We start from the raw sequence: 24,484 nt of genomic DNA, 5'->3' as shown, positions 1-24,484 counted from the left end.
CCGCGTCGGATGGGGTCGGCCGACGTCCTCTGGCTCAACATGGACCGGCCGACCAACCTCATGGTCATCGTCTCGGTCGTCCTCCTCGAGTCGGTGCCCGACTGGGACCGCGTGCTCGACGTGGTCCGCGAGCGGATCATCGAGCCGTACCCCGTCTTCAGCCAGCGTGCGAGGCGACCCCAGGGGCTGTCCGGGCACCGCTGGGAGGACGACCCGGACTTCGACCTGGCCCGGCACGTGACGCGGGTGACGCTCTCCGGCGAGGGGACCGCGGCCGAGGCGGACGCCGAGCTGCAGGCCTACGTCGAGGAGCACCTCCCGCGGCCCTTCGACCGCACGCGCCCGCTCTGGGAGGTCCACCTCGTCGACGGCCACGGAGCCGGCGCCGCCCTCGTCTTCCGCATCCACCACGCGCTCGCCGACGGCATCGCCCTGACCCGGGTGCTGCTCGGCCTCACGGAGGACGCCGACGGACGGCCCGGCGACCTCGTCGGTCCCCCGGCGACGACCGACCTCGCGACCCTGCCGCTCGCTGCCCCGTCCGGCGGCGAGGGCGGCACCGGCGGGGGCATCGTCGCGTCCGGTCTCCGGCTCGCCCGGGCGACCACGCGCTCGGGTTGGGATCGCCTGCGCTCCAAGGGCGCCCGCGCTGCCGTGACGGATGCCGCCGGGCTCACCCTTCGTACCGGACAGGTCGTCTCCGACCTGCTCCTGACGACGAACCCCAGGAGTGTCGTCGGCGGCGTCCCCGGGCACCGCAAGCGCCTCGTGTGGACCGAGCCGCTGCCCCTTCCCGGGCTCAAGCAGGCCGGGCGGCTCGTCGGCGCGACGCTCAACGACGTGCTGCTGAGCGCCGTCGCCGGCGCCCTGCACACCTACCAGGACGAGCGTGGCCGCGAGCCGGTCGACCTCGTGACGATGGTGCCGGTCAACGTCCGACCGCTCGACGAGCCGCTCCCGCGCGAGCTCGGCAACCGCTTCGCGCTCGTCTTCCTGCGCTTCCCGAGTCGCGACGCCACGCCCCTCGCGCGCCTCGCCCTGTCGAAGGCGCGGATGGACTGGCTCAAGGCGTCGCCCGAGGCAGCGCTCACCTTCGCGCTCATCTCCGTCATCGGCCGCTTCCCGGCAGAGCTGGAGCGCCGGGTCGTGGACTTCTTCGCGGACAAGGCGATCGGCGTGACGACGAACGTCGCCGGCCCGCGGGAGGTCCGCTACCTCGGCGGCGTCCCCGTGACGGGCGTGCTCGGCTGGGTGCCCGGGTCGGGGCGGCACACGCTCGGCTTCTGCATCGTCACGTATGCCGACGCCGTCCGCATCGGGATCATGGCCGACGAGTCCGTCGTCCCCGACCCCGAGTCGCTCCTCGCGGCACTCGAGGACGAGCTGGCCCTGCTCGTGCGCATCGGCGAGGCCGGGTCAGCGGGGCCCACCGGCCCGAGGACGAGGCGGCCGCGGTCGTAGGGTGGCGAGCATGAACCGAGCGACCAGCGTCTTCGTCTCCGAGCCCGGCGACCGCAGCGTCCTGCAGGTCCGCGACCACGACATCCCCGACCCCGTCGACGGCGAGGTCCAGGTCGAGGTGGCCGCCGCGGGTGTCAACTTCATCGACGTCTACAAGCGCCAGGGCGTCTACCCCGTGCGCACCCCCTTCGTCCTCGGCGAGGAGGGCGCCGGCACCGTGACCGCGGTCGGCGCGGGCGTGACCGACCTCGCCGTCGGTGACCGGGTTGCCTGGTGCCAGTCGTCCGGGAGCGAGTCCACGCTCGTCAACAAGCCCGCCCACCTCCTCGTCCCCGTCCCCGACGGCGTCGACCTCGAGGTCGCGGCCGCCACCATGCTCCAGGGACTCACGGCCCACTACCTCGTCACGAGCACGTATGCCGTCGGGCCCGGCACCGTCGCCCTCGTGCACGCCGCAGCCGGTGGGGTCGGGCAGCTCCTCGTGCAGATGGTGACGGCCCGCGGCGGCACCGTGGTCGCGACGGCAGGATCCGACGAGAAGCTCGAGATCGCCGAGGCGCTCGGCGCCCAGCACCTCATCAACTACTCGACCGTCGACGACCTGGCCGCCGCGGTGCGCGCGGCTGCCGGACGCGGGGTCGACGTGGCCTACGACGGTGTCGGGAAGTCGACGTTCGACGCGTCGCTCGCCTCGCTGCGCCCGCGCGGGACGATGGTCCTCTTCGGTGGGGCGAGCGGGCAGGTGCCCCCCTTCGACATCCAGCGCCTCAACAGCGGCGGGTCCCTCTTCCTGACGCGTCCGACGCTGGCGCACTACGTCGCCGAGCGCGAGGAGTACGAGTGGCGGGCCGGTGAGGTGCTCGGCGCGGTGGCCGACGGCTCGCTGAAGATCGACATCGGCGGGCGCTATCCGATGACCGAGGCGGCTGCGGCCTACGAGGCCCTCGAGGGTCGACGCACGACGGGCAAGCTCATCCTGGTGCCCACCGCATGAGCCGCACGCTCTTCCGGCACGACCGCATCTGGACCGGCGACGCCGGTGTCCCCTGGACGACGGCGCTGCTCGTCGAGGACGGCCGTGTCGTCGCGGTGGGCGGCGACGCCGTCGACGCGGCCGGTGCGGGCACCGACACGGTCGATCTCCCGGGGGCACTCGTCATGCCCGGTCTGCACGACGCCCACATCCACACCGAGTGGCTCGCGCGCGATCTGTCGTCCGTCGACCTGCGCGAGGCCCGGTCGCTCGAGGAGACGCTCGAGCTCGTGCGGGCGCACGCCGAGACGCTGCCCGAGGGCGAGGTGCTGCACAGCGGTCGCTGGAACCACAACCGCTGGGCCGTCCCCGAGCAGCCCGACCGGCACGCACTCGACACGGTCTCGGGCGACCGCGTGGCCGCGCTGTCGAGCGTCGACGGCCACACGATCTGGGCCAACTCCCTTGCGCTGCAACGGGCCGGCATCACGCGCGACACTCCCGACCCCGTCGGCGGCGAGATCGTGCGCGACGCGTCGGGCGAGCCCACCGGGATCCTGCGCGAGTCCGCGCAGGAGCTGCTCGCCGTCATCCCGCACGAGGAGTCGCCGCTGCGGCCGTGGCTCGAGCGGTGCCAGGACTGGCTGCTCTCCGTCGGCCTCACGAGCATCACCGACATCGACGGCGAGGACGCCCGCGCCGCCTACGCCGAGCTGCACGCGGACGACGCCCTGCGGCTGCGGGTCACCAAGTGCACGCGCGACCCCGACCTCGAGCTCGCGATCGCCGAGGGGCGACGCTCGGGCCAGGGTGACGACATCTTCCGCGTCGGGCCGGTCAAGTTCTTCAGCGACGGCGCACTCGGATCGCACACGGCCCACATGACCGAACCGTTCATCGGCCACGAGGGCTGCGGCATCCCCGCGATGCCCTACGAGCTGCTGCTGGAGCGCACGTTGACCGCCGCCCGGGCCGGCCTCGACGTCGTCACGCACGCCATCGGCGACGAGGCCAACCGACTCGTCCTCAGCACCTTCGAGGCCGTGCGGGCCGAAGGGCTGGAGCGGCTCCTGCGCATCGAGCACGCCCAGCACGTGCTGCCCGTCGACATCCCGCGCTTCCGGGCGCTCGACGTCGTGGCCTCGATGCAGCCCAGCCACTGCACGGCCGACCTCGAGCTCGCCGACGAGATCATCGGCCCGCGGCGGCTCGCGTCGTACGCGTGGCGCAGCTTCCTCGACGCCGGCGTGCGCGTGGCGTTCGGATCGGACGCGCCGGTCGAGGACCCGAACCCGTTCTACGGCCTGCACGCCGCCGTCACCAGGCAACGGGCCGACGGACAGCCGCTCGGCGGCTGGCGCCCCGAGGAGCGGGTCACCCTGACCGAGGCCGTGCACGCCTTCACGGTCGCCGCCCACGAGTCGGTCGGTCGCACCGACGTGGGCCGCCTCATGCCGGGCCAGCTCGCCGATCTCGTCGCCGTCGACCGCGACCTGTGGGCACTCGAGGAGTCCTCGCCCGCCGACATCCGTGACACCGTGGTGCTGCAGACCCGGGTCGGGGGCGAGCTGGTCCACGAGCGCCGCTGACACCCCGCGGCAGGCGGCTGACCGCGGTTCGAGGCACCGCCTCAGCGGGCGGCCCCTGTCGCGGGAGTCGCCGTGCGTCCATCCTTGGAGGAGGAGGACGTATGCGCGAGACCGACGCCGACTTCGCCGCCTGGGCACGAGCACGGCAGCTGCGACTGCTCCGCGCCACCTTCCTCGTCAGCGGCGACCCGAAGCGGGCCGAGCGCCTCGTCCTCTCGGCCCTCACGAGCCTCGCCCTGCACTGGCACCACATCCGTCAGGGCGACCCCGACGCGTACGTCCGGACGCGCGTGCAGCACTCAGCCGTGGCCGCGGCCGAGGGCGACGTGCACGCCGACCGCATCCCGAGCGAGCTGCCGCCGCCCCTGCGTCACCTCACGCCGCGCGAACGGGCCGTTCTCGTGCTGCGCTGGTACGAGGGCCGGTCGGTGGACGACACCGCGGAGGTCCTCGGATGCTCGCCCGAGAGGGTGCGCCGGGCCGAGCGTCGGGCGCGCGCGGCTCTCGCGTCGGGGGCACACCGTCCGCTGACGGACGACGAGGTCACCGCGGCCCTGGAGGCCGCGGTCGCCAGTGTCCGCGAGGTCGACCTGGCAGAGCGCGCCTGGCACGACGCGCTGCTGCACCGGACGACGACGCGGCGCCGTGGCGCCACAGCCGTCGCCGCGGCCGCGCTCGTCATCGGGGGCGCCACCCTGGCCGGCCGCGACCCCGTCATCACCGCTGCCTCGGCACCGTCGCCCGTCAGTCTCACGCGGGTGCCACTGCTCCAGCAGGCCGTGTGGCACACCACCTCCGGCGGTCTGAGATACGTCGTCGCCCCGACGGCCGGCGCTGAGGCCGACCAGCCGGTCCTCGACGTGGGGATGCCCGCCGTCATCGACCCCGGGCGGCAGCATCACCTGGCCAGCGGACCGCGACCCACCGGCCTGGGCGCCTTCGGCGACGCCGTCTACCTCGAGCGGCGCGCACCCGGGCGCTGGGTGCCCGTGCTCCTCTACGGCGACGGAGAGCTGCTCACCCTCGACACCGTCGTGCTGACGGACGTCCGCACTGCCTCAGGGCAGATCCACCCGCCGCTCGGCATCTGGGCCTTCTCGGGCGACAAGACGGCGCTCGCCTTCGCCCAGCCCGGCAAGGTCGTCGTCTTCGACGTGGGCACCCGCCAGGTGCACACCGTGGCCGTCCCGTCCCGCACCCTCGAGTGGGCGGCCTGGCGGGGCAACCACCTGCTGGCCGGCTCGGCCGTGGGGCTGTGGTCGCCCGGCGTAGCGCCGAGCCGCCCCGGGCCAGAGCCGCCGCGACGGCCGGGCGCGCGTGAGTTCCGGGTCGAGGGCGGCCGCACCGTCCTCGACGAGCACGCCCCCGACGTGGGCACGCGCCCGCAAACCGTCGGCTGGCCGAGGATCACACCGGCGGGCGAGACCGTCTCCGACGCACGGCAGTTCGCATCCGCGTTCAGACTCGCCGCAGGCGGTCCGAGCGACGTGGAGGCCGTGAGGCCTCGACAGGTCATCGTCGCGACGAACAGCCTCGGCCGCGACCGCATGCTCGTCTTCGGCGAGGAGCAGGCGCGAGCGGCGGACTGCTGCTCCGTGTTGGGCTGGACCGTGCACGGCGACCTCGTCTACGTGTCGGACGCTCCCAGCGGGACGTGGATCATGGCGTGGAACGTCGAGACCGGCGTCGTGCGCCGGGTGTCGCACTTCCTCACCTCGGACGACGTGCCACCGGTCATCGCGCTCGGCGCACGTTTCACCGTGGGCTAGGAGGCCGCGAGCCCGTGCGGGCGCTCAGGCGCCACCGGGCACGACGGCCAGCAGCAGGGTGGCGAACCACGTCAAGCCACCGACGGCGAGCAGGAACCAACCGATCACGGCCATGTTGCCTGCGCCCTCGGCCCGGGACGCGCGGGCGCGTCGGCGCCCGACGACCACCAGCACGAGGCCCACCGTCAGCCAGACCAGGCCGATGAGCAGACCAGCGAGAACGCCTGCGCTCCAACGCATCTCAGCAACCCTCCGGGTGCGGAGCCCTGGTCACCAGAGGGCGGCGACGAGCACGTTGGCGACCGCAGCGCCACCCGCGATGTCGAGCAGGTTGCCGGTGTCCTGGCCCTTGCGGCCGCGGGCGGCGCCGATCTCGGCGGCGACGAGCACGACGAGGGCGATGACGAGCTTGACGGCGATCTTCGTGTTGTTGACCGTGTGGTCGTCGTCCTTGATCGCCGAGGCGATGCCGACGAGCGCGAGGCCGGTGACGAGCTGTGCGCGGGCGCCCCAGACGATCGGGGCGATGACGGTGCGGCCGCTGCGGACGGCGATCCAGCCTCCGACGACCGCGGCCATGCCGAGCAGGTGGAGGGCGACGAGGAGGTTGTAGACGAGGTCCATGGCCGACATCCTACGGAGCGTCGTACGTCGCGCGAGCCGGCCCCTCCCCGGCTAGGACCCCGGCTCACCCGCCAGCCCGTGCAGGGCGGCCAGCCGCTGCCACGAGGACGTCAGGCGGTAGTCGCCGACCCGGTCGTACGGCACCCATCGTGCGTCGGACGTCGTGCCGCCGAGGTCGTGGATGACGATGTCCGTGGGCTCGGGACACGTTGCGGCGTAGACGATCCGGAGCGCGTGGAAGTCCTCGAGCACACCCGACGGCGCGCGCCCCACCCAGTGCTGCGACTGGACCGTGAGCAGCGCGCCGAGCTCGATGCGCTGCCCCGTCTCCTCCCACACCTCACGGTGGACCCCCTCGACGGGCGACTCCCCGTCGTCGAGGCCACCGCCGGGCAGCCCCCAGTCCCCCGACACGTGGGTCTGGGCGTTGAACTGCGTCAGCAGCAGGCCGCGTCCGCTCGTCACGACGGCGTACGCCGCGACCCGCTGGTAGGGCTCGCCCACCTCGTCGTCGCCGACCCCCGCGTCCCGGCGCACCGCCTCGGCCCGAGGGCGTATGCCGTCCAGCTCGCGCACGCGGTAGCCGACCTCGAGCGCCCCGTCGTCCACCACCGTCGCGAAGACCGGGTCCTCGACGAGCCAGCCGGCCGCGCCGAGCACGACGTCGGGGTGCTCGCCGTGGCCCAGTCGCGCCTCGGCCACACGCATGCCATCGCCCCGGACCCCGACGACGCGAAGGCCGCCCGGCACGTTGGTCCTCATCGCCGCACCAGCCCGACGGCCCGCTCGTACTCCGACACGGCGAGCGCCGCGACGCGCGCCCACTCCTGCTCGGGCGGGTGCGCGACGTTCCACCGTCGCAGGCGGTCGACCTCGCCGACGTCCTCGGCCAGTCGGGCGATCGCACCAGACATCTCCGAGTCACTCGACACGACGAGGCCGTTCACCCCGTCGGTGACGAACTCGCCCACCCCGGAACCGGATCGCCCGATGACCGGCAGGCCCACCGTCCGCGCCTCGAGGGCTGCGATCCCGAACGACTCGAGACGGGCCGGCGACAGGTAGACGTCCGCGGCGGCATACCTCTCGCGCAGCTCGTCGCGCGACACGCGCCCCGGCAGCGACACCCAGTCGAGCCCACGGTCTCGCACGAGGGCCTCGACCTTGCGCCGGTCGGGCCCCTCCCCCAGCACCGTCAGCGACACCGAGCCCGGACCGGCCACCCGCTCGGCCTCCGCGACGAGCTCGACGAGCGCCGCGGGACGCTTGCGGGCTGCGAGGCGCATCGCGGTCACGAGACGCAGTGGGCCCGGCTCGCGCGTGACGGGACCGACGGCCCAGCGCGCCACGTCGATGCCGTTCGGCAGCACTCCCACCGTCGCCTCCGGTCCGACGAGCCGACGCAGCGGCTCGGCGGCCACGTCGGACACGGCCGACATCGCGACCCCTCGCGCGGCCCATCGCCGCACGAAGCGGGCCGCGTCGAAGACCGGCGCCATCCCGGCGAGCATGCAGTGCCACGTCATCGCGGTCGGCAGTCCCAGGCCCACGGTGACCCGGGTGCAGTCCCACGCGAAGGGCGAGACGACACCGGTCTGCACGTGGGCCACGTCGAAACCCCCGGCCACGAGCCGTCGGCGCAGCTCGGCCGGGGCGAACGGGTTGATCGGCAGCTCCCACGGCATCCGGGCCGCGAGCCGGTGCACCGGCACACCGTCGACGACCGTGACGGCGCCGTGCATCTCACCCTCCGCGCCGCGGGTGGCCGTGAAGACCTCGACCTCGTGGCCGGCCGCCTGCAGGTGCTGCGCGAGGTCGTGCGTCTGGACCTCGATCCCGCCCAGTCGGGGCAGGTAACAGTCGGACAGGAGCGCCACCTTCACGGAAGACACTGTGCCATGGGCCAAGATGGGTGACTGTGCCGCACACGCTCCTCGCCTTCCACGCGCACCCCGACGACGAGGCCCTGCTGACCTCGGGGACGATGGCGCGCGCCGCCGCGGAGGGCCACCGGGTCGTCGTCGTCGTCGCGACGGACGGCGAGCTCGGCCTGGCCTCCACCGACTTCACCGGAGACGGGACGCTCGCCGCCACCCGGATGGACGAGCTGCGCGCGAGCGCCCAGGCCCTCGGCGTCGCCCGCGTCGAGCACCTCGGCTACGCCGACAGCGGCCTCGGCCCCGAGGTGGCGCCCGACCCGCCGGGCGCGACGCGCTTCGTCCGCGCCGACGTCGAGGAGGCGGCCCAGCGCCTCGCCGCGATCCTCCGCGAGGAGCGCGTCGACGTCCTGCTCCACTACGAGCCCAACGGCGGCTACGGACACCCGGACCACAAGCAGGTCCACGTCGTCGGCACGCGCGCCGCCGAGCTCGCAGGCACCCCGAAGGTGCTCGAGGCGACGGTCCCGCGCGACACGATCTGCCGCGCCATCGACCTCGCGGCGAAGGTCTACCGCTTCCCGCCGGAGTTCGACCGGTCGAGCTTCGACCGCGCCTTCTCGGCGCGCAGCGAGATCACCCACCGGATCAGCGTGCGCCGGCACATCGCGGCCAAGCGTGCCTCGATGCGTGCCCACGCCTCGCAAGCCAGTGCCGACGGCGGCGCCGACCGCACCCTGGCTGCCTTCCTGCGGATCCCCCGCCCTCTCTATGACCTCGTCTTCGGCCGCGAGTGGTTCGTCGACCGCTCTGCGCGCCCCGACGATCCGATCCGCCGTGACGTCTTCGACGGGCTCGCCTGACCCGTTCGTGGCCTCTCGACGCGGCCGCACCCGCAGAACGTGGCCCCTCGACGCGAGCGCACCCGCAGAACGTGGCCTGTCGACGGTGTGACGCCTGTCCCGTACGCGGTCTGTGCGGTTGCGGGCGGCGGATCATGGAGGTGTGACCTGGTGGCGCGGCCGCTCCCCGGTGGTCTTCTTCGTCGCGTCGGCCGCCTTGCTGGCCGGCGGCGCGCTCGCCGCCCTGTCGGGGAGGGACGAGCTGTCCGGCGCCCTCTGGGTGGCGGCCACCGTGCTCGGACTCGCGCTCTCGGTCCTCTGGACGGTGCGGTCGGTCGCCGAGCGCCGCGCCACGGTCGACGTCATCGCCGTCCTGGCCCTGGCGGGTGCGCTCTGGGTCGGTGAGGAGTTCGCGGGCGCCATGGTCACCCTGATGCTCGCGAGCGGTCGCCTGCTCGAGGCCCGGGCCGCGGCGCGGGCCGACCGGGAGCTGCGCCTGCTCGTCGAGCGCACGCCGCGGACGGCCCGGCGGCGCACGGGTACCCGCGTGGACCGCATTCCGGTGGAGGAGGTTTCACCGGGTGACGTGCTCGTCGTCGGGACGGGCGAGGTCGTGCCGGTCGACGGCCGGCTGCTCGCGGCCGGCACGTTCGACGAGTCGGCGCTCACGGGTGAGCCGATGCCCGTCGAGCGCCCGAACGGGGACGACGTGCGCAGCGGGGTCGTCAACGCCGGCCCTCCGGTCGACGTCGTGGCCACCTCGTCGGCCTCCGAGTCGACCTACGCGAACGTCGTGCGACTCGTCGAGCAGGCGCAGGCGACCTCGGCCCCCTTCGTCCGGACGGCCGACCGTTTCGCGGTGCTCTTCGTCCCGCTGACGCTCGCGCTGGCCGGCGCCGCCTGGGCCCTGGCCGGGTCCCCGCTGCGGGCCGTCGCGGTGCTCGTCGTGGCAACCCCGTGCCCGTTGCTGCTCGCCGCTCCGGTGGCGATCATGTCGGGCCTGTCCCGGGCCTCGCGGATCGGCGTCGTCGTCAAGGGCGGCGCGGCCCTGGAGGCCCTCGCGGCCGGTGAGGTCGTGCTCTTCGACAAGACCGGCACCCTCACCCACGGTCGGCCCGGGCTCACGGCCGTCGTCGTCGCTCCGGGCGCCCCTCCCGCCGCGGAGGTGCTGCGCCTCGCGGCCTCGCTCGACCAGGTCTCGCCCCACCCGCTCGCGAGCGCCCTCGTCGGGACGGCTCGGACCCGCGGCCTCGACCTCGTGCTCCCGACGGCCGTCCACGAGGTGCACGGCTACGGCCTCGAGGGTCGGGTCGGCACGACGGTGGTCCGTCTCGGCAAGGCCCGGTGGATCGTCGGTGACGATCCGGCGTGGCTGCGTCAGGTGCGCCGCCGGGCCGCGCTCGACGGGTGCCTCACGGTCTTCGTCGCCGTCGACGGCGCCCCGGCCGGCGCGTTCCTGCTCGAGGACCCGGTGCGGGCGGATGCGCCCAGGATGGTCTCGGCCCTGCGCGAGGTCGGGATCCGCCGGACCGTCCTGCTCACCGGCGACCGTGCCGACATCGCCGAGACGGTCGGCCGGATCGTCGGCGTCGACGCCGTCCTCGCCGACCGCGACCCCGCCGACAAGCTCGCGGCCGTCCGCGACGAGTCGGCCAGCGCGCGCACCATCATGGTCGGGGACGGCGTCAACGACGCGCCCGCCCTCGCGGCCGCCGGGGTCGGGGTCGCCCTCGCCGCCCGTGGCGCGACGGCGTCGTCGGAGGCTGCTGACGTCGTGCTGACGGTCGACCGGGTCGACGCCGTCGCCGACGCCATCCTCATCGCGCGCCGGTCCCGCCGGGTCGCGTTGGAGGCCGTCGTGGTCGGGATGGGTCTCTCGCTCGTGGCCATGGTCGCCGCAGCGGCCGGCCTGCTGCCGCCGGCGGCGGGCGCGGTGCTCCAGGAGGGCATCGACGTCCTCGCGATCGGCATCGCCCTGCGGGCCCTGCTCCCGACCCCGCTGCACAGCGTCCCCATGTCCGCCGAGGACGTCGCCACGGCGCGTCGGCTGCGCGAGGGTCACGACGTCGCCATCGCCGCCGTCGAGCAGGTCCGGGCCGTCGCCGACGGCCTGCACACCCACGCCTGCGACCTCGCTCCCGTGCGCGCGCTCCTCGACCGGCTCGAGGCCGAGCTGCTCCCCCACGAGCGGGACGACGACGCAGAGCTCATGCCCCTCGTGGCCCGGGCTCTCGGCGGCTCGGCCACGACGACCATGCGGCGGACGCACGCGGAGATCGAGCACCAGGTGTCGCGGCTGCGCCGCCTGCTCGACGGGATCGAGCCCGGCTCCGTCGCCCCCCAGGACGTCACCGAGCTGAGGCGGCTGCTCTACGGCCTCTACGCCGTCTGCCGCCTCCACAACAGCCAGGAGGAGGAGGGCGCCTTCGCGCTCGTCCCAGCAGGCCCTCTCGTCACCGCACCCGCCCGACGGGGCGGTCGGCACCGTGCACCCCGCTGACCGGGTGGGCTCCGCGACCCTGCCGACGGCGTATGCCGTGTGCCCGGGACGGGCCCGTCCGTGCGGTCCCGCCGCCCACGCCATACTGGTCGTGCCGCACTGCGCGGCAGCACCACCGGAGCGGAGGCTCGGATGACGGCGGGACTGGAGCACACGTGGGTCGCCCACTACGCCAAGGGTGTTCCGGCCGAGATCGAGCCACCTGACTCCTCACTCGTCGACCTGCTGACCGGAGCCGTGACCACCTACGGCGACCGTCCGGCGCTCGAGTTCTTCGGCGCCGAGCTGTCCTACTCCGAGCTCGGGCGCCAGGTCGACGTGGCGGCCGAGGGCCTGCGCCGGCTCGGCGTCCGTCCGGGCGACCGGGTGGCGCTCGTCCTGCCGAACTGCCCCGAGCACATCGTCGCGTTCTACGCCGTGCTCCGGCTCGGAGCCGTCGTCGTCGAGCACAACCCGCTCTACACCCCGACCGAGATGGCCCACCAGTTCGGTGACCACGGTGCGACCGTCGCCATCGCGTGGGACCGGATCGCCACCACGATCACCGCACTCCCCGGTGTCGAACACGTCGTCGCCGTCGACATCACCGCGTCGATGCCCTGGACGAAGCGCCTCGCCCTGCGGCTGCCGGTCGCCCGGGCCCGGGCGCTGCGCGCGCAGCTCACGGGGCGGGCTCCGGGCACGACTGCGTGGTCCGACGTCGTGAGGCACGGCCCGCTCGCCCCGTCGACCCCCGGGCCGACCGTGGACGACCTCGCCGCGATCCAGTACACGAGCGGCACGACCGGCGTCCCCAAGGGCGCGATGCTCAGCCACGGCAACCTCATGGCCAACGCCGCGCAGGGACGTGCCTGGGTGCCCGGCCTCACGCCGGGTCAGGAGGTCGTCTATGCCGTGCTGCCGATGTTCCACGCCTACGGGCTCACCCTGTGCCTCACCTTTGCGATGAGCATGGGGGCTCGCCTCGTGCTCTTCCCCCGGTTCGACGTCGACCTCGTGCTCACCGCCGCGAAGAAGCACCCACCCACGTTCCTGCCTGCCGTGCCACCCATCTACGAGCGCCTCGCCACCGCCGCCCGCGAGCGCGGGACCGACCTGACGGCAACGCGGTTCGCGATCTCCGGCGCCATGGCGCTGCCCCGCGAGACGCTCGAGCTCTGGGAGGACGTGACGGGCGGGCTGCTCGTCGAGGGCTACGGCCTCACCGAGACCTCGCCCGTGGCGCTCGGCAACCCCATCGGCAGCGACCGCCGGCCCGGCGCGGTGGGCGTGCCCTTCCCGAGCACCGACATCCGCGTCGTCGACCCTGAGGACCCGACCCGGGACCTCGCGCCCGGAGAGCGCGGCGAGCTGCTCATCCGCGGGCCGCAGGTCTTCGGCGGCTACTGGGGCCGGCCGGAGGAGACAGCAGCGGCCCTGCTCGACGGCGGCTGGTTCCGCACCGGTGACATCGTCGTCGTCGACCCCGACGGCTTCGTCTCGGTCGTCGACCGCATCAAGGAGATCATCATCACCGGCGGCTTCAACGTCATGCCGTCGGAGGTCGAGGCCGTGCTCCGAACGGTCCCCGGCATCACCGATGCCGCGGTCGTCGGGCTGCCCAAGCACGACGGCAGCGAGGACGTCGTGGCGGCCGTGACGACCGAGCCGGGCGTCGAGCTCGTCGTCGAGGACGTGCGCGCCCGCTGCCGGGCGGACCTCGCCGCCTACAAGGTGCCGCGCCGTGTCGTCGTCGTCGACGAGCTGCCCCGCTCGCAGATCGGCAAGGTCCTGCGCAAGCAGGTGCGCGACTCGCTCATCGAGGGCTGACGCTCGGCACCCAAGCCACCGGACGGCATACGCCCGAAAGGCCTTCAGGGAGAAGGCGCCTCGAAGACGATGGCCATCGGCGTCTGCTCGGATCCCTGTCCCAGCGGGTTGTCGGCGAACATCAGCTCGTAGCGCTCCTTGGCTCCCGGCGCGTCCTTGCCGAGGACGTTGCGACCGATGTCGTTGGCGTCCATGACGACCGTGCCGCCGAACGTGTCGCGGTAGGCCTCGGGTACTCGCGCGCGGATGGCCGCCGACAGGTGTGCGGCCACGTCGTCAGGGTCCTTGGGACCGAGCTTGGCCGACACGTTGGCCGGGTAGACGGAGTACTCGGTCGGACCGTCGATGGCACGGATGTCACCGCCGACGAGGTCGTAGAACAGGCCCCGCTTGCCGAGCACCTTGCCGACGGCACCGCCCGCGGAGGCGAAGAGCACCCGCGGCAGGCCGGCCTCCTCGATGGCGAGCTGCATGGTGAAGGGCGAGCCGAGGCCGATGCCGGCCGGGGTGCGCGTGACGTAGCGGCTGAGCAACCGCGCCGGGCGGCCGACCTTGATGTCCCAGATGAAGTACGAGCGACCCTGGGTGATGGCGACGATCTTCTCGGAGATGAAGAAGTACCACCGGCCGCTCGTGGCGGACGCGTGCTCGGGGCCGGCGTCGGGCAGGCCGGAGAAGAAGCGCTCGACGTAGCCGAGCGTCTTGGCCTCGAGGTCGTCCTCGCGGGCGTAGAGCTCGGTGCGCAACGGGTAGCGGCGGACCGCGGTGCCGTCCTCCGTGACGAGGTCGAGCTGCTTGCGGGCGTTCGGCTCGTAGTCGGTCTTGACGTGCTCGGCCTGACCGGGGTCCTCCGGCTCGCGCTCGTCGAAGAACTCCTGGAGCCAGAGCTCGAGGTTGAGCATGCGCCAGACGGTCATCGAGTCGATCGAGTTCGTGCCCTTGATCCAGCCCTCGAAGGCGTGCAGCACCGCCGTCTGGTCGAAGTAGGGCCGGTTGGCGAAGGACTCGGAGAGGAACTCGCCGTAGACGTGGTTCTTGAGGCGCATGAACCACTCGCCCTGCGGCGTCGTCGCGCCGACCTTGTCGCGACGGTCGACGACGGAGTCCGGGAGCAGCCCCCGCATCGCGTCGCGGAGCACGCGCTTGCCGACGCCGTCCTTGACGAGGGCGTCGTCGGCGAGGCCGAAGACGAACCGCACGAGGTCGCGGTCGACGAACGGCATCCGCACGGCGACCCCGAAGGCTCGGGCATTCTTGTCGGTGTAGCGCAGTCGGGCCGGCAGCGAACCGGTGAAGACGTCGTCGACGAGACGGGCCCGCAGGTCGGCCTTCTCGACGTCGTAGCCCTCGGCGGCGTGGGCGCGCGCGAAGTCCGCGTCGAGCAACGAGGCCACCGGCACGTCCTTGCGGCCGTGCAGCCGGTCGCCGATGAGCGGCCGACCCCGCCGGTAGAGCACGTCGAGCGAGCGCCCCAGCTCCGAGGCGGCGCTCACCGCGCTGCGGTGACGCAGCTCGCGCAGGTGGATCAGGTGGTGCGGACCGAAGCCGGCCAGGGTCTCGTCGCCGCCGTGGCCGTCGAGGACGACGCTGTCGCTCTCGGACGCCGCGCGCAGCACGCGGTACTGCGTGTAGGCACCGGTCGAGACGAGCGGCTCCTCCTGGGTGCGCACGAGGTCGCGGAGGTCCTGCTTGAACTCGGTCGGCGTCGGCTCGATGCGGTGCTCCTGCACCCGCCCGTCCAGCGCTGCCACGACGGCGTCGACGTGCTCGACCTCGTCGTTGCGCGAGCCGGGGTAGACGGCGGACCACGTGTCCTGGACGGCATCGGCGGCCGAGCGGCCGGACTCGTGCTCGACGACGTCGAGCAGCGCCGCGATGGCGGCCGAGTCCAGGCCACCGGACAGGGCCGTGCCGACCCGCCCCGACGACGTCGCGCGGCGCCGTACTGCCGCCGTCAGCAGGGTGCGGAACTCGGCGGCGACCGCCGGGGAGTAGGCCCGGGGGGCCTTCCCCAGCGCGGCCAGCTCCTCGCGGAGCCGCGTGTAGGGACGACGCTCCAGCCCTCCCGGCACGTCGGCGCCCAAGGTGACGACCTCGCCCGCGCCGACGCGCTCGATCCCGGCGAAGAACGTGGACCGGCTGTCGTCGTGGACGCGGAAGCGCAGGTAGCGGTAGATGGTGCGGTCGTCGGGGCGACGCTCGTGCAGGCCGCTCTCGAGGATGCCGCGGATCTCGCTCGCGACGAGCCACCCGTCATCGGCCCGGGCGAGGTAGAGCGGACGCACGCCGAAGTGGTCTCGCGCCAGCGTCATCCGCCGGGTGTCACGGTCCCAGACCGCGAGCGCGAAGGCGCCGTCGAGCCGGTCGAGGCCGTCGGTGCCCCACTCGGTGAAGGCCGCGAGGACGACCTCCGCGTCGCTGCCCACGCCGAAGTCGTGACCCAGGGTCTCGAGGTCGGCGCGCAGCTCGGCGCGGTTGTAGAGCTCGCCGTCGAGGGCGAGGGTGAACCGTCCACCGCGGGCCACCGCGAGCCTCGCGACGCCCTGGCCGCCGTCGTCCTCGGTGGTCACGCCCGGGCACGCCTCCCGCACCCCGACGCCGGCGTCACCGTCCCGCGCGGTCGCCGCATCGCCCGACCCCGGATGCGTCGCGAGCAGTCGGTCGAGCAGTCGGTCGAGCTGGGCCTCGTCGGCGTGGACACCCAGGTGTCCGGCGATTCCGCACATGGGTCAACCCTAGACGCGCACGAACCGGCCCAGCCCCACCCCCACCGGCGCCGACGCGTCCGTCGTGGGACAAACCTGGTCCGGAGGTGAACCAGATCACCTCGAGCGAGCGTCGTCCACTGGGGAACACCCTTCACCGACAAGGAGCATGACATGCACAGATCGCTTCGCACCGCTGCCTTCGTCACCGGCGCCGTCCTCGGCGTCACCACCCTCGTGGCCCCCGCTGCCTCCGCCGGCGACGGCTCCTCGGGCGGGTCCGGCCACACGATCCTGCGCGACACCCTGATGGGGAGCATGCCCGACGGGCCGGTGCTCTTCGGCGTCAAGCCGGGCGGCGTCGACTGGGTCGTCGACGAGAGCCTCGCTCGCGTCCGTGAGGACGGGCGTGTCCGCGTCAGGGTCGAGGGCCTCGTCATCCCGGGCGCCGGTACCGGCACCGTCACGACGATCACGGCGACGGTCGTCTGCAACGGCATGACGGTCGCCACGACGATGCCCGCTCCGCTCGACGCCGACGGCGACGCCCGCATCGACGACACCGTGTGGCTGCCCGACTACTGCCACATGCCCGCCGTGCTGGTCAACCCCAACGGCAACACTCAGCGCTACATCGCCGCCACCGGCCTCTGACCTCCGTCACCAGCGTTCACCGATCCTCACGGCCGACGGCCGACCGGGTGCCACCGCGCACCGGGCCGGCCGTCGCTGCCCGTCAGTCCTCGACGCGGAACGGCGTCGTCGGCACGGTGAGGCTTCCGCCGGCGCTGCTACGGATCGTCACCCACCCCGGGTCGCTGCGCTCGTAGGCGAAGACGGTGCCGCCGTAGCGCTGCCCACCGCCGTTGCCGACGTCCCCGATGAGCGAGCCGTCCGGTCGGTAGGCGCGCAGGTGCGCGGCCGGGTCCGAGCTCCTCGCGCTGATGAGCAGCTGTCCACCCTGGCTCTTCGTCGCGTTGGTCCAGCACTTGCCGACCTCGATCCGGTCGACGTGGCCGCCACGGGTCGAGGACGTTGCGTCCCGGGCCGGGGCCTGCGAGGCGGCGGCCGTGGCCGGTGTGGGCCCGGCCTCCACGGGACCTGCCACGCGACCTGCCACGGGACCTGCCACGGGGGACAGCCCCGCCGCGGAGCTCGCCGCGGGGGCGGCGCCGCGCGCGTCGGGCCTGGCCCCACACCCTGAGAGGACTCCGCCCGCGAGCAGGACCGCGACGCCGGCCCCGACGAGCCGAAGGGTCCGAGCGGGCGTCGGTCGACGTGACATCGGGTCCTCCTCGTCGTGAACGGTGCCCGGTGGGCCGCCTCCCCGGGGGATGGAGGCGGCCCACCGGTTTCGCCGTCGGGGCCAGAGGTGCGGGTCCGACCCCGGCGGTACCTGCGGTGAGCTGTCGGGGTCGGGGGGTGCGACCCCGACAGCCACCGTTGACGGCGCCCTACTGCCGGATCTTGTCGAGCCTCGACGGGGCGCTGGTGCCGATCACCGCTCCTGCGGTGTTGAGCGACTTCACCGTCAGTGGCGCCTGTGCGCACGGAGTGGCGTACACGCCGCCCAGGTTGCAGGCCGGGGCGGGTGCCCCGACGGCCGTGACGGTGAACGAGCCGGGCGCGACGAGCGAGACCGTGAGGTTCGCAGCGCCCAGGGTGGCGGGGTCGAACATCGTGCCCGACTCCGTGAGGTACGGCAGGAGCACCATGCTGCTGACCGTCGTGTCCGTCGACGTCGCGGTCACGATCAGCCGCTGCTTGGACGTCCGGTACTCGACCGGGGTCAGCGTGACGTTCGTCGGCACCGAGGCCGTGACGGTCACCGTGACCGACGTGGCCGGCGAGGTGCCGTTGGCGTTCGTCGCCGTGACGCCGAAGGTGTAGGTCCCCGCGACGGTGGGCGTGAACTTCAGCTGCGACGTGCCCGTGGCCGTGGCCGCCGACGGCGTCTGGCTCAGGGCCGGGTTGGTCGGGCCTGACGTCTGGCTCCACACCCAGGTGGGCGCCGGCAGCGAGCTGCTCGAGGCCGTCAGGGTCACGAGGTTGCCCGCCGTCACCGTCTGGTTCTGGATGGGGGCGATGGTCGGCTTCGGCGCGGCCTGGACGACGATCGTCGTGGCGGCCGAGGCGACGCCGCAGGCGTTCGAGACGGTGAACGTCAGGTGGTAGGTGCCGGCTGCGAGACCCGTCGCGTTGAACGTCGGGGTCGTGGTGCCGGCACCGGTGAGGGCACCGCCCAGGTTCGTGCCTCCGGCCGAGGTCCCGGCCGTCCACCGGAGCGTGACCGGGGTGGAGGCACCGGCGGTGACGCTGCCGGACAGCGGGATGGTCCCACCGTTGGCGACGGAGTACGGCGCACCGTTGATCGTCGGCACGGCACACACGACGGCCGGTGCCGCCACGCTGCTCGGCCACGGGCTCAGGACGCCTGCCTGGACGCCGGTGAGCGACGAGTACCCGCCGTACGCGAGGAACGGGATCGAGTTGAAGTTGTTCTCCGGCACCGGGGAGCCGGGGACGTTCTCCGGGAAGATGTACTCACCGATCGGGGCGTGGTACTGGCCGTAGTAGATCCCGTTGGCCGCGGTCTTGGCACTCGCGGTGCCGGGGATCTGGCTGCGGGGGTTCGCGTCCAGGGTGCCCGGGACGAACTCGGACAGCCCGTCGACGACGGCGCGGACCTCACGCGTGGGCGGGATGAACTGCCCGGCCGGAGGTGGCGTGCAGGCCTTCTGGGTGGGGACCGTCGCGGTGCACGGCGGCCGGAACCGCCAGCGACCGCGCACCGCACCGCCGGGAGGGCCGGGGTCGGGCATGATCGTGCCCCACTCGCGGTCGCTCGTGGCGCCGGTGGCCGGGTTGACGTCGATGCCGTAGAGACGGACCATCCGGCTCTCGTCGGTGGTCATGCCCTCGAACCGCGTGCGCACGGCTGCCTCGCCGGCACCGAAGATCGTCAGGCCACCGGTGCCGAGGATCGACACGTCGACGGACACGTAGGCGGGGTCGACTCCCGGCTGGGTGTAGACGCCCAGGCTGGCCACGATGGTGTGGGCGGAGATGTACTGGCCCCCGTTGGCGCCACCGTCCTGCACGAGGTTGCCGGCGAACGTCACGTAGTCACCGATCTCGAACGGCGCCTGCTTGCGCGGGTCGGCGCACGTGCCGCGGGCGCACGTGTTGGCGTCGACGTCGGACGGCGCGTCCATCCGGAACATCGTGTATGCCGCACCCACCGCAGGCAGCGCCGGCTGGGGGGTGATGCCCGAGGTGTCGGTCCCGGTGTAGACGGGCCGGTTGGTCTGCGGGCACTCGGCGTCGTCGTTCGTCGTCGTCGGCGCGGTGCGCGGGATGCACATCGGGAAGCCGGTCTCGGCGAGGATCGTCGGGTTGTCCTGGTCGACCTGGAAGCGGTCGTCCGGCGACATCGCACGTCCATAGCGTCCGGACGTCGTCGACCCGGCGATGGCCGGGTCGTTGATCCGCACGCGTGTGCCGGTGCCGGCGACGCCCGGCGTGCCACCGACCTCCATCTCGCCGGTGGAGTAGTCGAGGTAGTTCACGTAGCCGGCCCCGTTGTTGAGGTCCTGCTCCGAGATGTCGACCATGCCGGCGATGTAGCGGTCACCGCTGCCGTTGACGACGCGGTTGCCGACGACGTGCACCTCGTACGTCGTGAGCGGCTTCGGGCTGTCGCCCAGGGCCATGCCGGTCTGTGTCGGGCCGTACGGCGCCGGTGCGTGGGTGAAGAGCTCCTGCCAGGTCAGAGCGCTGGCCGGGAGGATGACGATCGTCTCCTTGGGGACGACGACGACGTGACCGTTCAGCGTCAGCGTGCCACCCGAGTGCGGGTCGCCCGCCGAGTCGAGGGTCGCGGACTGCAGGAAGCCGGTGATGTCGAACTGCGTGCTCGAGGCCACCACGGGGTTGATCGCCGGAGCGACCAGCGGGGTGGCCGCGCCGTGCGCGGCGTTGCTCGCGACCGGGGCCAGGCCCGCCGCGAGTGCGATGGCGGCCGCGGCCGAGAGCAGTCGGCGCCGTCGGACACCGCCTCCCGGGTCGGGTCCGCCGACGTGGCGCTTCGAGAGCGCACCCCCCAGTTGACTAGACATCTCCGTCCTCCATCCATCTCCTGCTGCGTTGACTGGCATTGACATGGGGTGACCGGCCCTGGTCAGGGCTCCGCGACCGATCCCACGGGTCGGGGCGGCACGGTGCCCGGGTGTCGGCTCCCGGGCCCGGGGTGCGCGTGGCGGCGGCATCGCGCCGGCGGGGTCCGTGGACGTCGGTGACGGTCAAGCCGGTCGGGCCAGCACAGTGCCGAGCGGTCGCCGGTCGACCCGTTGCCGGACGAGCGTCACATCGACTCATCACGATCCCCCCTCAAGGACTTGCGTCCATCGTGGGAGCGTCGACACCGAGGGGCATGCGCCACGGTGGGGGGTGACACTCCCCGAGAATTGGGGGGCGTCGGTCTGGGGTTATCCCGACGGGCGACACCCGGAAGTGCTACGCGCGACGCCGGGCGAGGTCACGGTCCGGATGCGACGAGGGCGGCTCCGACCATCAGGTCGGGGCCGCCCTCGTCGGGTCGTCCGGTCTCAGCGGGTCACTCCCACTCGATGGTGCCCGGCGGCTTGCTCGTGACGTCGAGGACGACGCGGTTGACCTCTTCGACCTCGTTGGTGATGCGGGTCGAGATCGTCGCGAGCACGTCGTAGGGCACCCGGGCCCAGTCCGCCGTCATGGCGTCCTCCGACGCCACGGGGCGCAGCACGACGGGGTGGCCGTAGGTGCGGCCGTCACCCTGGACGCCGACCGAACGGACGTCGGCGAGGAGCACGACCGGGCACTGCCAGATGTCGCGGTCGAGGCCCGCCCGCGTCAGCTCCTCGCGGGCGATGGCGTCGGCGCGGCGCAGGATCGCGAGGCGCTCGGCGTCGACGGCGCCGATGATCCGGATGCCGAGGCCGGGGCCGGGGAACGGCTGGCGCCACACGATGACCTCGGGCACCCCCAGCTCGAGACCGACCTGCCGCACCTCGTCCTTGAAGAGGGTGCGGAGCGGCTCGATGAGCGAGAACTGGAGGTCGTCGGGCAGGCCGCCGACGTTGTGGTGGCTCTTGATGTTGGCCGCCCCCTCACCGCCGCCGGACTCGACGACGTCGGGGTAGAGCGTGCCCTGGACGAGCCACTTGACGGGGTGCTCCTCGTCGCCGCGGTCGTGCACGACGTCGCGCGCGGCCTGCTCGAAGACGCGGATGAACTGCTCGCCGATGATCTTGCGCTTCGTCTCGGGGTCGGTGACCCCGGCGAGCGCCTCGAGGAAGCGCTCACGGGCGTCGACGACGACGAGGTCGACACCGGTGGCCTGGACGAAGTCCTGCTCGACCTGCTCGGCCTCGCCCTCACGGAGGAGCCCGTGGTCGACGAAGACGCAGGTCAGCTGGTCGCCGACGGCCTTCTGCACCAAGGCTGCCGCGACCGAGGAGTCGACTCCGCCGGACAGGGCGCAGAGGACCCGGTCCTCGCCGACCTGCTCGCGGATCGTCGACACGAGGTCGTCGACGACGTGGCCCGGCGTCCAGTCAGGTGCGATGCCCGCGCCCTTCCAGAGGAAGTTCTCGAGGACGCGCTGCCCCTGCTCGGAGTGGAGCACCTCGGGGTGCCACTGGACGCCGTAGAGGCGTCGGTCGTCGTCCTCGAAGGCTGCGACCGGCGTGCCCGCGGTCGTGGCCGTCACCGCGAAACCCTCGGGAGCGGCGCTGACGGAGTCACCGTGCGACATCCAGACGGTCTGGCTCGGCGGCTGGCCGGCGAAGAGCGTCGACTCGACGTCGCTGATCGCCGCGTCGGTCTTGCCGTACTCACGGGCTCCGGTGCGGGCCACGGAGCCGCCGAGAGCCTGGGCCATCGACTGGAAGCCGTAGCACATGCCGAAGACCGGGACACCGGCCTCGAGCAGCGCCGGGTCGAGGCGCGGGGCGCCGTCCTCGTAGACCGAGCTCGGGCCGCCGGACAGGATGATCGCGGCCGGCTCCTTGGCGAGCAGGTCGGCCACGGCCATCGAGTGGGGCACGACCTCGCTGTAGACCTGCGCCTCACGGACGCGCCGCGCGATCAGCTGGGCGTACTGGGCGCCGAAGTCGACGACGAGGACGGGGTGGCTCTGGAGGTCGGTCGGCTCGTTCGGCACGGCGTCAGTCACGCGCCAAGACTATCGGCCCGGTGAGGGCTCCTCCGACGACGTCCCGTCGCCCGCGACGTAGGCGCGCGAGAGCAGCGCCTCGGTCTGGACGGTGTTGCGCCGCTCGGCGATCCACGGGACCACCGGAACGAAGCCGGCGAGGAGGTTCTTGACGATGCGCACCGGGCCCCACGCGGCCTTGAGGCCGAGGTTGGCGACCGACACGGCATACGCGAAGTAGATGATCCCGTGGATCGGGCTCCAGTACTCCGTGAGGACGTTGGTCTGCTTGAAGACGTACTTCATGACCATCTCCAGGATGAGCACGAAGAGGGCGATGCCGGCGACGGTCGCGAGGACCCGGTAGATCGACAGCGCCGACCGGATCTGCTGCGGCTTGGCCAGGGTCTGAGGGTACGTGCTCACGTCGTCGCGCCTTCTCTCGGTGCAGCGACGGGCTCGTCCGCCTGCTGCTCTGCTCGGAACATCTTCCACCACATCCAGATCGCGAAGATCCCGAAGACCCACCACTGGACCGCGTAGGCCGCGTTGCGCAGGTTGAGCGGGGCATCGAGCGGGGGCGGCGGGACGCGGCTCAGACCGGCGGCCGCGAGCGGGGTGCCCACCGTGGGCCCGGCGGACTCCGCCGAGGCCAGCACGACGACGTTGTAGAGGTCGCCGGGCCACTCGTTGACGAGGGAGGCGAGGTCGACAGAGCGCACCTGCGGCGCGGGGAGCGGGGCGCCGTCGCGGGGCGACTCCCCCGGGCCCAGCGTGCCCGTCACCGTGACGACACCGGTCGGGGGCGCCGGCACGGACGCCGGCGTGCCGTCGACGAAGCCGCGCAGCACCGGGACGGTGCCGGCCGCGGTCTCGAGCGGCGTCACGACCCACGAGCCGACCCGGCCGTCGAGCCGACGGTCGACGACGAGCAGGCTGCGCCCGGCGGCATACGTCCCCGTCACGGTGACGGCGCGGTTGGAGTAGTCGCTCTTGAAGTCGCTGTGCGGCGCGGTCACCTGCTCGAGGGGCGCACGCTCGAGCGTCGACGCTGCGGCCACGGCGTCCTGGCGACCGGAGTCGCGGGCCACGCCGAGCTGCCACAGGCCGAGCAGGACGCAGGCGGCGACGACGACGGCCAGGGCGGCGAGCATGCCGACCCAGCGAGGGGTGAGCAGCCGCCGGAACACGCCCCAAGGGTAGGTCACCCTCCCGGCTCGGACCTGACCCGGGGCGTCCATCCGTGCCAGACTCCTGCGCCATGTCCTCGTTGCGCCGACGCCGAGCAGGTATGCCGGGTGTCGCGGTCGTCGTCCCCGCCATCCTCGCCGTGGCGTCCCTGCTCGCCTCGTGCGGCGCCACCGACATCCCGACGCCGCGACGCACGGTCACCGTCACCGTCGACGCGCCGAGCACGGCGCCGGCCGGCACGCCGACAGCGACGACGACCCAGGTGCCGACCAGCGCGCCGACGTCGACGGACGTCCCGACGGCCCTCGCGGTCGGCCGGCTGCGCGGCGCACCCAGGTCGTTCGACGAGGCCAGGGCGCGCCTCGACGCCGCCCGCCCCGCGGCCTCCGTGAGCGACCGCTTCCGCAGCCCGAGCGGCAACATCGTCTGCCGCCGCAGCACCGACTCCGGCCTGGCCGCGTGCGAGGTGGAGAAGGGCCGGATCGACCCACCGCTCCCCTCGATCTGCCCGGCCGGTGGACCGTCGGACATCGGCCGCATCGAGCTCGGACCGAAGGGCGCGCTGCCGGTGTGCAACTCCGACACGATCCGCACGGGCGGCGAGCCCGAGCTCGGCTACGGCGCACGCACCCCGCCGTCAGGGACGAACGCCTGTCTCAGCGAGAGCTTCGGCGTGACGTGCATCGACGAGGCGAGCCGGCACGGCTTCTTCCTGGCACGCGACACGTTCACCACCTTCTGAGGCGCCGACGCCCAGACGGCACAAGGGGGGCGCAGACGCCGACGAACGCGCACCGACCTCACGAACGGTCGTCCCGACGGGACGGACCGGCGACGCGGTCCGGCGACGCGGTCCGGAGCGGTCCGGATCCGCAGCTGACAGGGAGGGCCCCGCCGACCAGTGGTCGGCGGGGTCCTTCGCTGCACCTAGGATTGGGTCACGACCGACGC

At 73.2% G+C, this 24,484-nt stretch carries 19 protein-coding genes; 9 read left to right on the top strand and 10 right to left on the bottom strand.

What is annotated here, in order from left to right:
- Positions 1-9: 9 nt before the first annotated feature.
- The 4 genes from ASH01_RS16635 (at position 10) to ASH01_RS23085 (ending at position 5,792) form a co-directional block, all read left to right on the top strand.
- Positions 10-1,461, top strand: a complete 1,452-nt coding sequence (locus tag ASH01_RS16635; protein WP_056778323.1) for a wax ester/triacylglycerol synthase family O-acyltransferase — start codon at positions 10-12, stop codon at positions 1,459-1,461.
- A gap of 10 nt (positions 1,462-1,471) precedes the next feature.
- On the top strand, positions 1,472-2,455 hold the full coding sequence (locus tag ASH01_RS16630; protein WP_056778693.1) for a quinone oxidoreductase family protein: 984 nt from the start codon (positions 1,472-1,474) through the stop codon (positions 2,453-2,455).
- Positions 2,452-4,023, top strand: coding sequence for an amidohydrolase (locus ASH01_RS16625; RefSeq protein ID WP_056778320.1), 1,572 nt, complete (start codon positions 2,452-2,454; stop codon positions 4,021-4,023). The genes ASH01_RS16630 and ASH01_RS16625 overlap by 4 nt, the downstream gene beginning before the upstream one ends.
- A gap of 101 nt (positions 4,024-4,124) precedes the next feature.
- On the top strand, positions 4,125-5,792 hold the full coding sequence (locus ASH01_RS23085) for a sigma factor-like helix-turn-helix DNA-binding protein (protein ID WP_056778317.1): 1,668 nt from the start codon (positions 4,125-4,127) through the stop codon (positions 5,790-5,792).
- Positions 5,793-5,816: 24 nt separating this feature from the next.
- Here the strand turns inward: ASH01_RS23085 and ASH01_RS16615 are convergent, their stop codons facing one another.
- Genes ASH01_RS16615 through ASH01_RS16600 form a run of 4 tightly spaced genes read right to left on the bottom strand, consistent with a single transcriptional unit; the run spans position 5,817 to position 8,299 of the window.
- A complete protein-coding gene (locus ASH01_RS16615; protein WP_056778315.1) occupies positions 5,817-6,032 on the bottom strand; it encodes a hypothetical protein in 216 nt (71 codons plus the stop codon).
- Between the two features lie 30 nt (positions 6,033-6,062).
- Positions 6,063-6,416: a hypothetical protein gene (locus ASH01_RS16610; RefSeq protein ID WP_056778312.1), complete on the bottom strand. Its 354-nt coding sequence runs from the start codon at positions 6,414-6,416 to the stop codon at positions 6,063-6,065.
- 51 nt (positions 6,417-6,467) lie between these two features.
- Positions 6,468-7,178: an NUDIX hydrolase gene (locus ASH01_RS16605; RefSeq protein ID WP_056778308.1), complete on the bottom strand. Its 711-nt coding sequence runs from the start codon at positions 7,176-7,178 to the stop codon at positions 6,468-6,470.
- The gene (locus ASH01_RS16600; RefSeq protein WP_056778306.1) at positions 7,175-8,299 is read right to left on the bottom strand and encodes a glycosyltransferase; all 1,125 of its coding nucleotides are present in this window, start codon (positions 8,297-8,299) and stop codon (positions 7,175-7,177) included. The genes ASH01_RS16605 and ASH01_RS16600 overlap by 4 nt, the downstream gene beginning before the upstream one ends.
- A gap of 35 nt (positions 8,300-8,334) precedes the next feature.
- On the opposite strand from ASH01_RS16600, the gene ASH01_RS16595 reads away from it, so the two are divergent.
- The 3 genes from ASH01_RS16595 to ASH01_RS16585 all read left to right on the top strand — a co-directional run bounded on the left by ASH01_RS16595 (position 8,335) and on the right by ASH01_RS16585 (position 13,444).
- Positions 8,335-9,156 (top strand): PIG-L deacetylase family protein, encoded by an 822-nt coding sequence (locus ASH01_RS16595; RefSeq protein ID WP_056778303.1) that lies wholly within the window; start codon positions 8,335-8,337, stop codon positions 9,154-9,156.
- 142 nt (positions 9,157-9,298) lie between these two features.
- Positions 9,299-11,635 carry a heavy metal translocating P-type ATPase gene (locus ASH01_RS16590; protein ID WP_056778300.1) on the top strand — a complete coding sequence of 779 codons (2,337 nt, stop codon included), beginning with the start codon at positions 9,299-9,301 and terminating at the stop codon, positions 11,633-11,635.
- Between the two features lie 132 nt (positions 11,636-11,767).
- Positions 11,768-13,444 carry a long-chain-fatty-acid--CoA ligase gene (locus ASH01_RS16585; protein ID WP_056778297.1) on the top strand — a complete coding sequence of 559 codons (1,677 nt, stop codon included), beginning with the start codon at positions 11,768-11,770 and terminating at the stop codon, positions 13,442-13,444.
- Positions 13,445-13,488: 44 nt separating this feature from the next.
- On the opposite strand, the gene ASH01_RS16580 is transcribed toward ASH01_RS16585, so the two are convergent.
- Positions 13,489-16,170 (bottom strand): asparagine synthase-related protein, encoded by a 2,682-nt coding sequence (locus tag ASH01_RS16580; RefSeq protein ID WP_056778295.1) that lies wholly within the window; start codon positions 16,168-16,170, stop codon positions 13,489-13,491.
- Positions 16,171-16,323: 153 nt separating this feature from the next.
- Between ASH01_RS16580 and ASH01_RS16575 the strand changes: the two genes are divergently transcribed.
- Complete coding sequence (locus tag ASH01_RS16575) at positions 16,324-16,803, top strand: hypothetical protein (RefSeq protein WP_056778292.1); 480 nt, start codon at positions 16,324-16,326, stop codon at positions 16,801-16,803.
- Positions 16,804-16,885: 82 nt separating this feature from the next.
- Here the strand turns inward: ASH01_RS16575 and ASH01_RS16570 are convergent, their stop codons facing one another.
- The 5 genes from ASH01_RS16570 to ASH01_RS16550 all read right to left on the bottom strand — a co-directional run bounded on the left by ASH01_RS16570 (position 16,886) and on the right by ASH01_RS16550 (position 23,532).
- Positions 16,886-17,434: a hypothetical protein gene (locus ASH01_RS16570; protein ID WP_156415628.1), complete on the bottom strand. Its 549-nt coding sequence runs from the start codon at positions 17,432-17,434 to the stop codon at positions 16,886-16,888.
- Positions 17,435-17,603: 169 nt separating this feature from the next.
- Positions 17,604-20,267 carry a PKD domain-containing protein gene (locus ASH01_RS16565; RefSeq protein WP_056778287.1) on the bottom strand — a complete coding sequence of 888 codons (2,664 nt, stop codon included), beginning with the start codon at positions 20,265-20,267 and terminating at the stop codon, positions 17,604-17,606.
- Positions 20,268-20,764: 497 nt separating this feature from the next.
- The gene (gene guaA, locus ASH01_RS16560; protein WP_056778285.1) at positions 20,765-22,363 is read right to left on the bottom strand and encodes a glutamine-hydrolyzing GMP synthase; all 1,599 of its coding nucleotides are present in this window, start codon (positions 22,361-22,363) and stop codon (positions 20,765-20,767) included.
- 9 nt (positions 22,364-22,372) lie between these two features.
- Positions 22,373-22,768, bottom strand: a complete 396-nt coding sequence (locus ASH01_RS16555; RefSeq protein ID WP_056778283.1) for a DUF3817 domain-containing protein — start codon at positions 22,766-22,768, stop codon at positions 22,373-22,375.
- Positions 22,765-23,532: an SURF1 family protein gene (locus ASH01_RS16550; RefSeq protein WP_235508725.1), complete on the bottom strand. Its 768-nt coding sequence runs from the start codon at positions 23,530-23,532 to the stop codon at positions 22,765-22,767. Before ASH01_RS16550 ends, ASH01_RS16555 begins: the two co-directional genes overlap by 4 nt.
- Before the next feature lie 71 nt (positions 23,533-23,603).
- Between ASH01_RS16550 and ASH01_RS16545 the strand changes: the two genes are divergently transcribed.
- Positions 23,604-24,275, top strand: a complete 672-nt coding sequence (locus ASH01_RS16545; protein WP_156415627.1) for a hypothetical protein — start codon at positions 23,604-23,606, stop codon at positions 24,273-24,275.
- Positions 24,276-24,484 lie beyond the last annotated feature (209 nt).

Origin of the sequence: Terrabacter sp. Soil811 (assembly GCF_001429655.1) — a bacterium.
Lineage (GTDB): Bacteria > Actinomycetota > Actinomycetes > Actinomycetales > Dermatophilaceae > Terrabacter.
The sequence above is the reverse complement of the archived record's forward strand: the minus strand, read 5'-3'. Positions and strand labels throughout refer to the sequence as shown.

Bases quoted from the DNA above. Each gene is read 5' to 3' on its own strand.
- ASH01_RS16635 (WP_056778323.1), top strand. From the start codon at position 10: ATGGGGTCGGCCGACGTCCTCTGGCTCAACATGGACCGGCCGACCAAC.
- ASH01_RS16630 (WP_056778693.1), top strand. From the start codon at position 1,472: ATGAACCGAGCGACCAGCGTCTTCGTCTCCGAGCCCGGCGACCGCAGC.
- ASH01_RS16625 (WP_056778320.1), top strand. From the start codon at position 2,452: ATGAGCCGCACGCTCTTCCGGCACGACCGCATCTGGACCGGCGACGCC.
- ASH01_RS23085 (WP_056778317.1), top strand. From the start codon at position 4,125: ATGCGCGAGACCGACGCCGACTTCGCCGCCTGGGCACGAGCACGGCAG.
- ASH01_RS16615 (WP_056778315.1), bottom strand. From the start codon at position 6,032: ATGCGTTGGAGCGCAGGCGTTCTCGCTGGTCTGCTCATCGGCCTGGTC.
- ASH01_RS16610 (WP_056778312.1), bottom strand. From the start codon at position 6,416: ATGGACCTCGTCTACAACCTCCTCGTCGCCCTCCACCTGCTCGGCATG.
- ASH01_RS16605 (WP_056778308.1), bottom strand. From the start codon at position 7,178: ATGAGGACCAACGTGCCGGGCGGCCTTCGCGTCGTCGGGGTCCGGGGC.
- ASH01_RS16585 (WP_056778297.1), top strand. From the start codon at position 11,768: ATGACGGCGGGACTGGAGCACACGTGGGTCGCCCACTACGCCAAGGGT.
- ASH01_RS16580 (WP_056778295.1), bottom strand. From the start codon at position 16,170: ATGTGCGGAATCGCCGGACACCTGGGTGTCCACGCCGACGAGGCCCAG.
- ASH01_RS16575 (WP_056778292.1), top strand. From the start codon at position 16,324: ATGCACAGATCGCTTCGCACCGCTGCCTTCGTCACCGGCGCCGTCCTC.
- ASH01_RS16570 (WP_156415628.1), bottom strand. From the start codon at position 17,434: ATGTCACGTCGACCGACGCCCGCTCGGACCCTTCGGCTCGTCGGGGCC.
- ASH01_RS16565 (WP_056778287.1), bottom strand. From the start codon at position 20,267: ATGTCTAGTCAACTGGGGGGTGCGCTCTCGAAGCGCCACGTCGGCGGA.
- ASH01_RS16545 (WP_156415627.1), top strand. From the start codon at position 23,604: ATGTCCTCGTTGCGCCGACGCCGAGCAGGTATGCCGGGTGTCGCGGTC.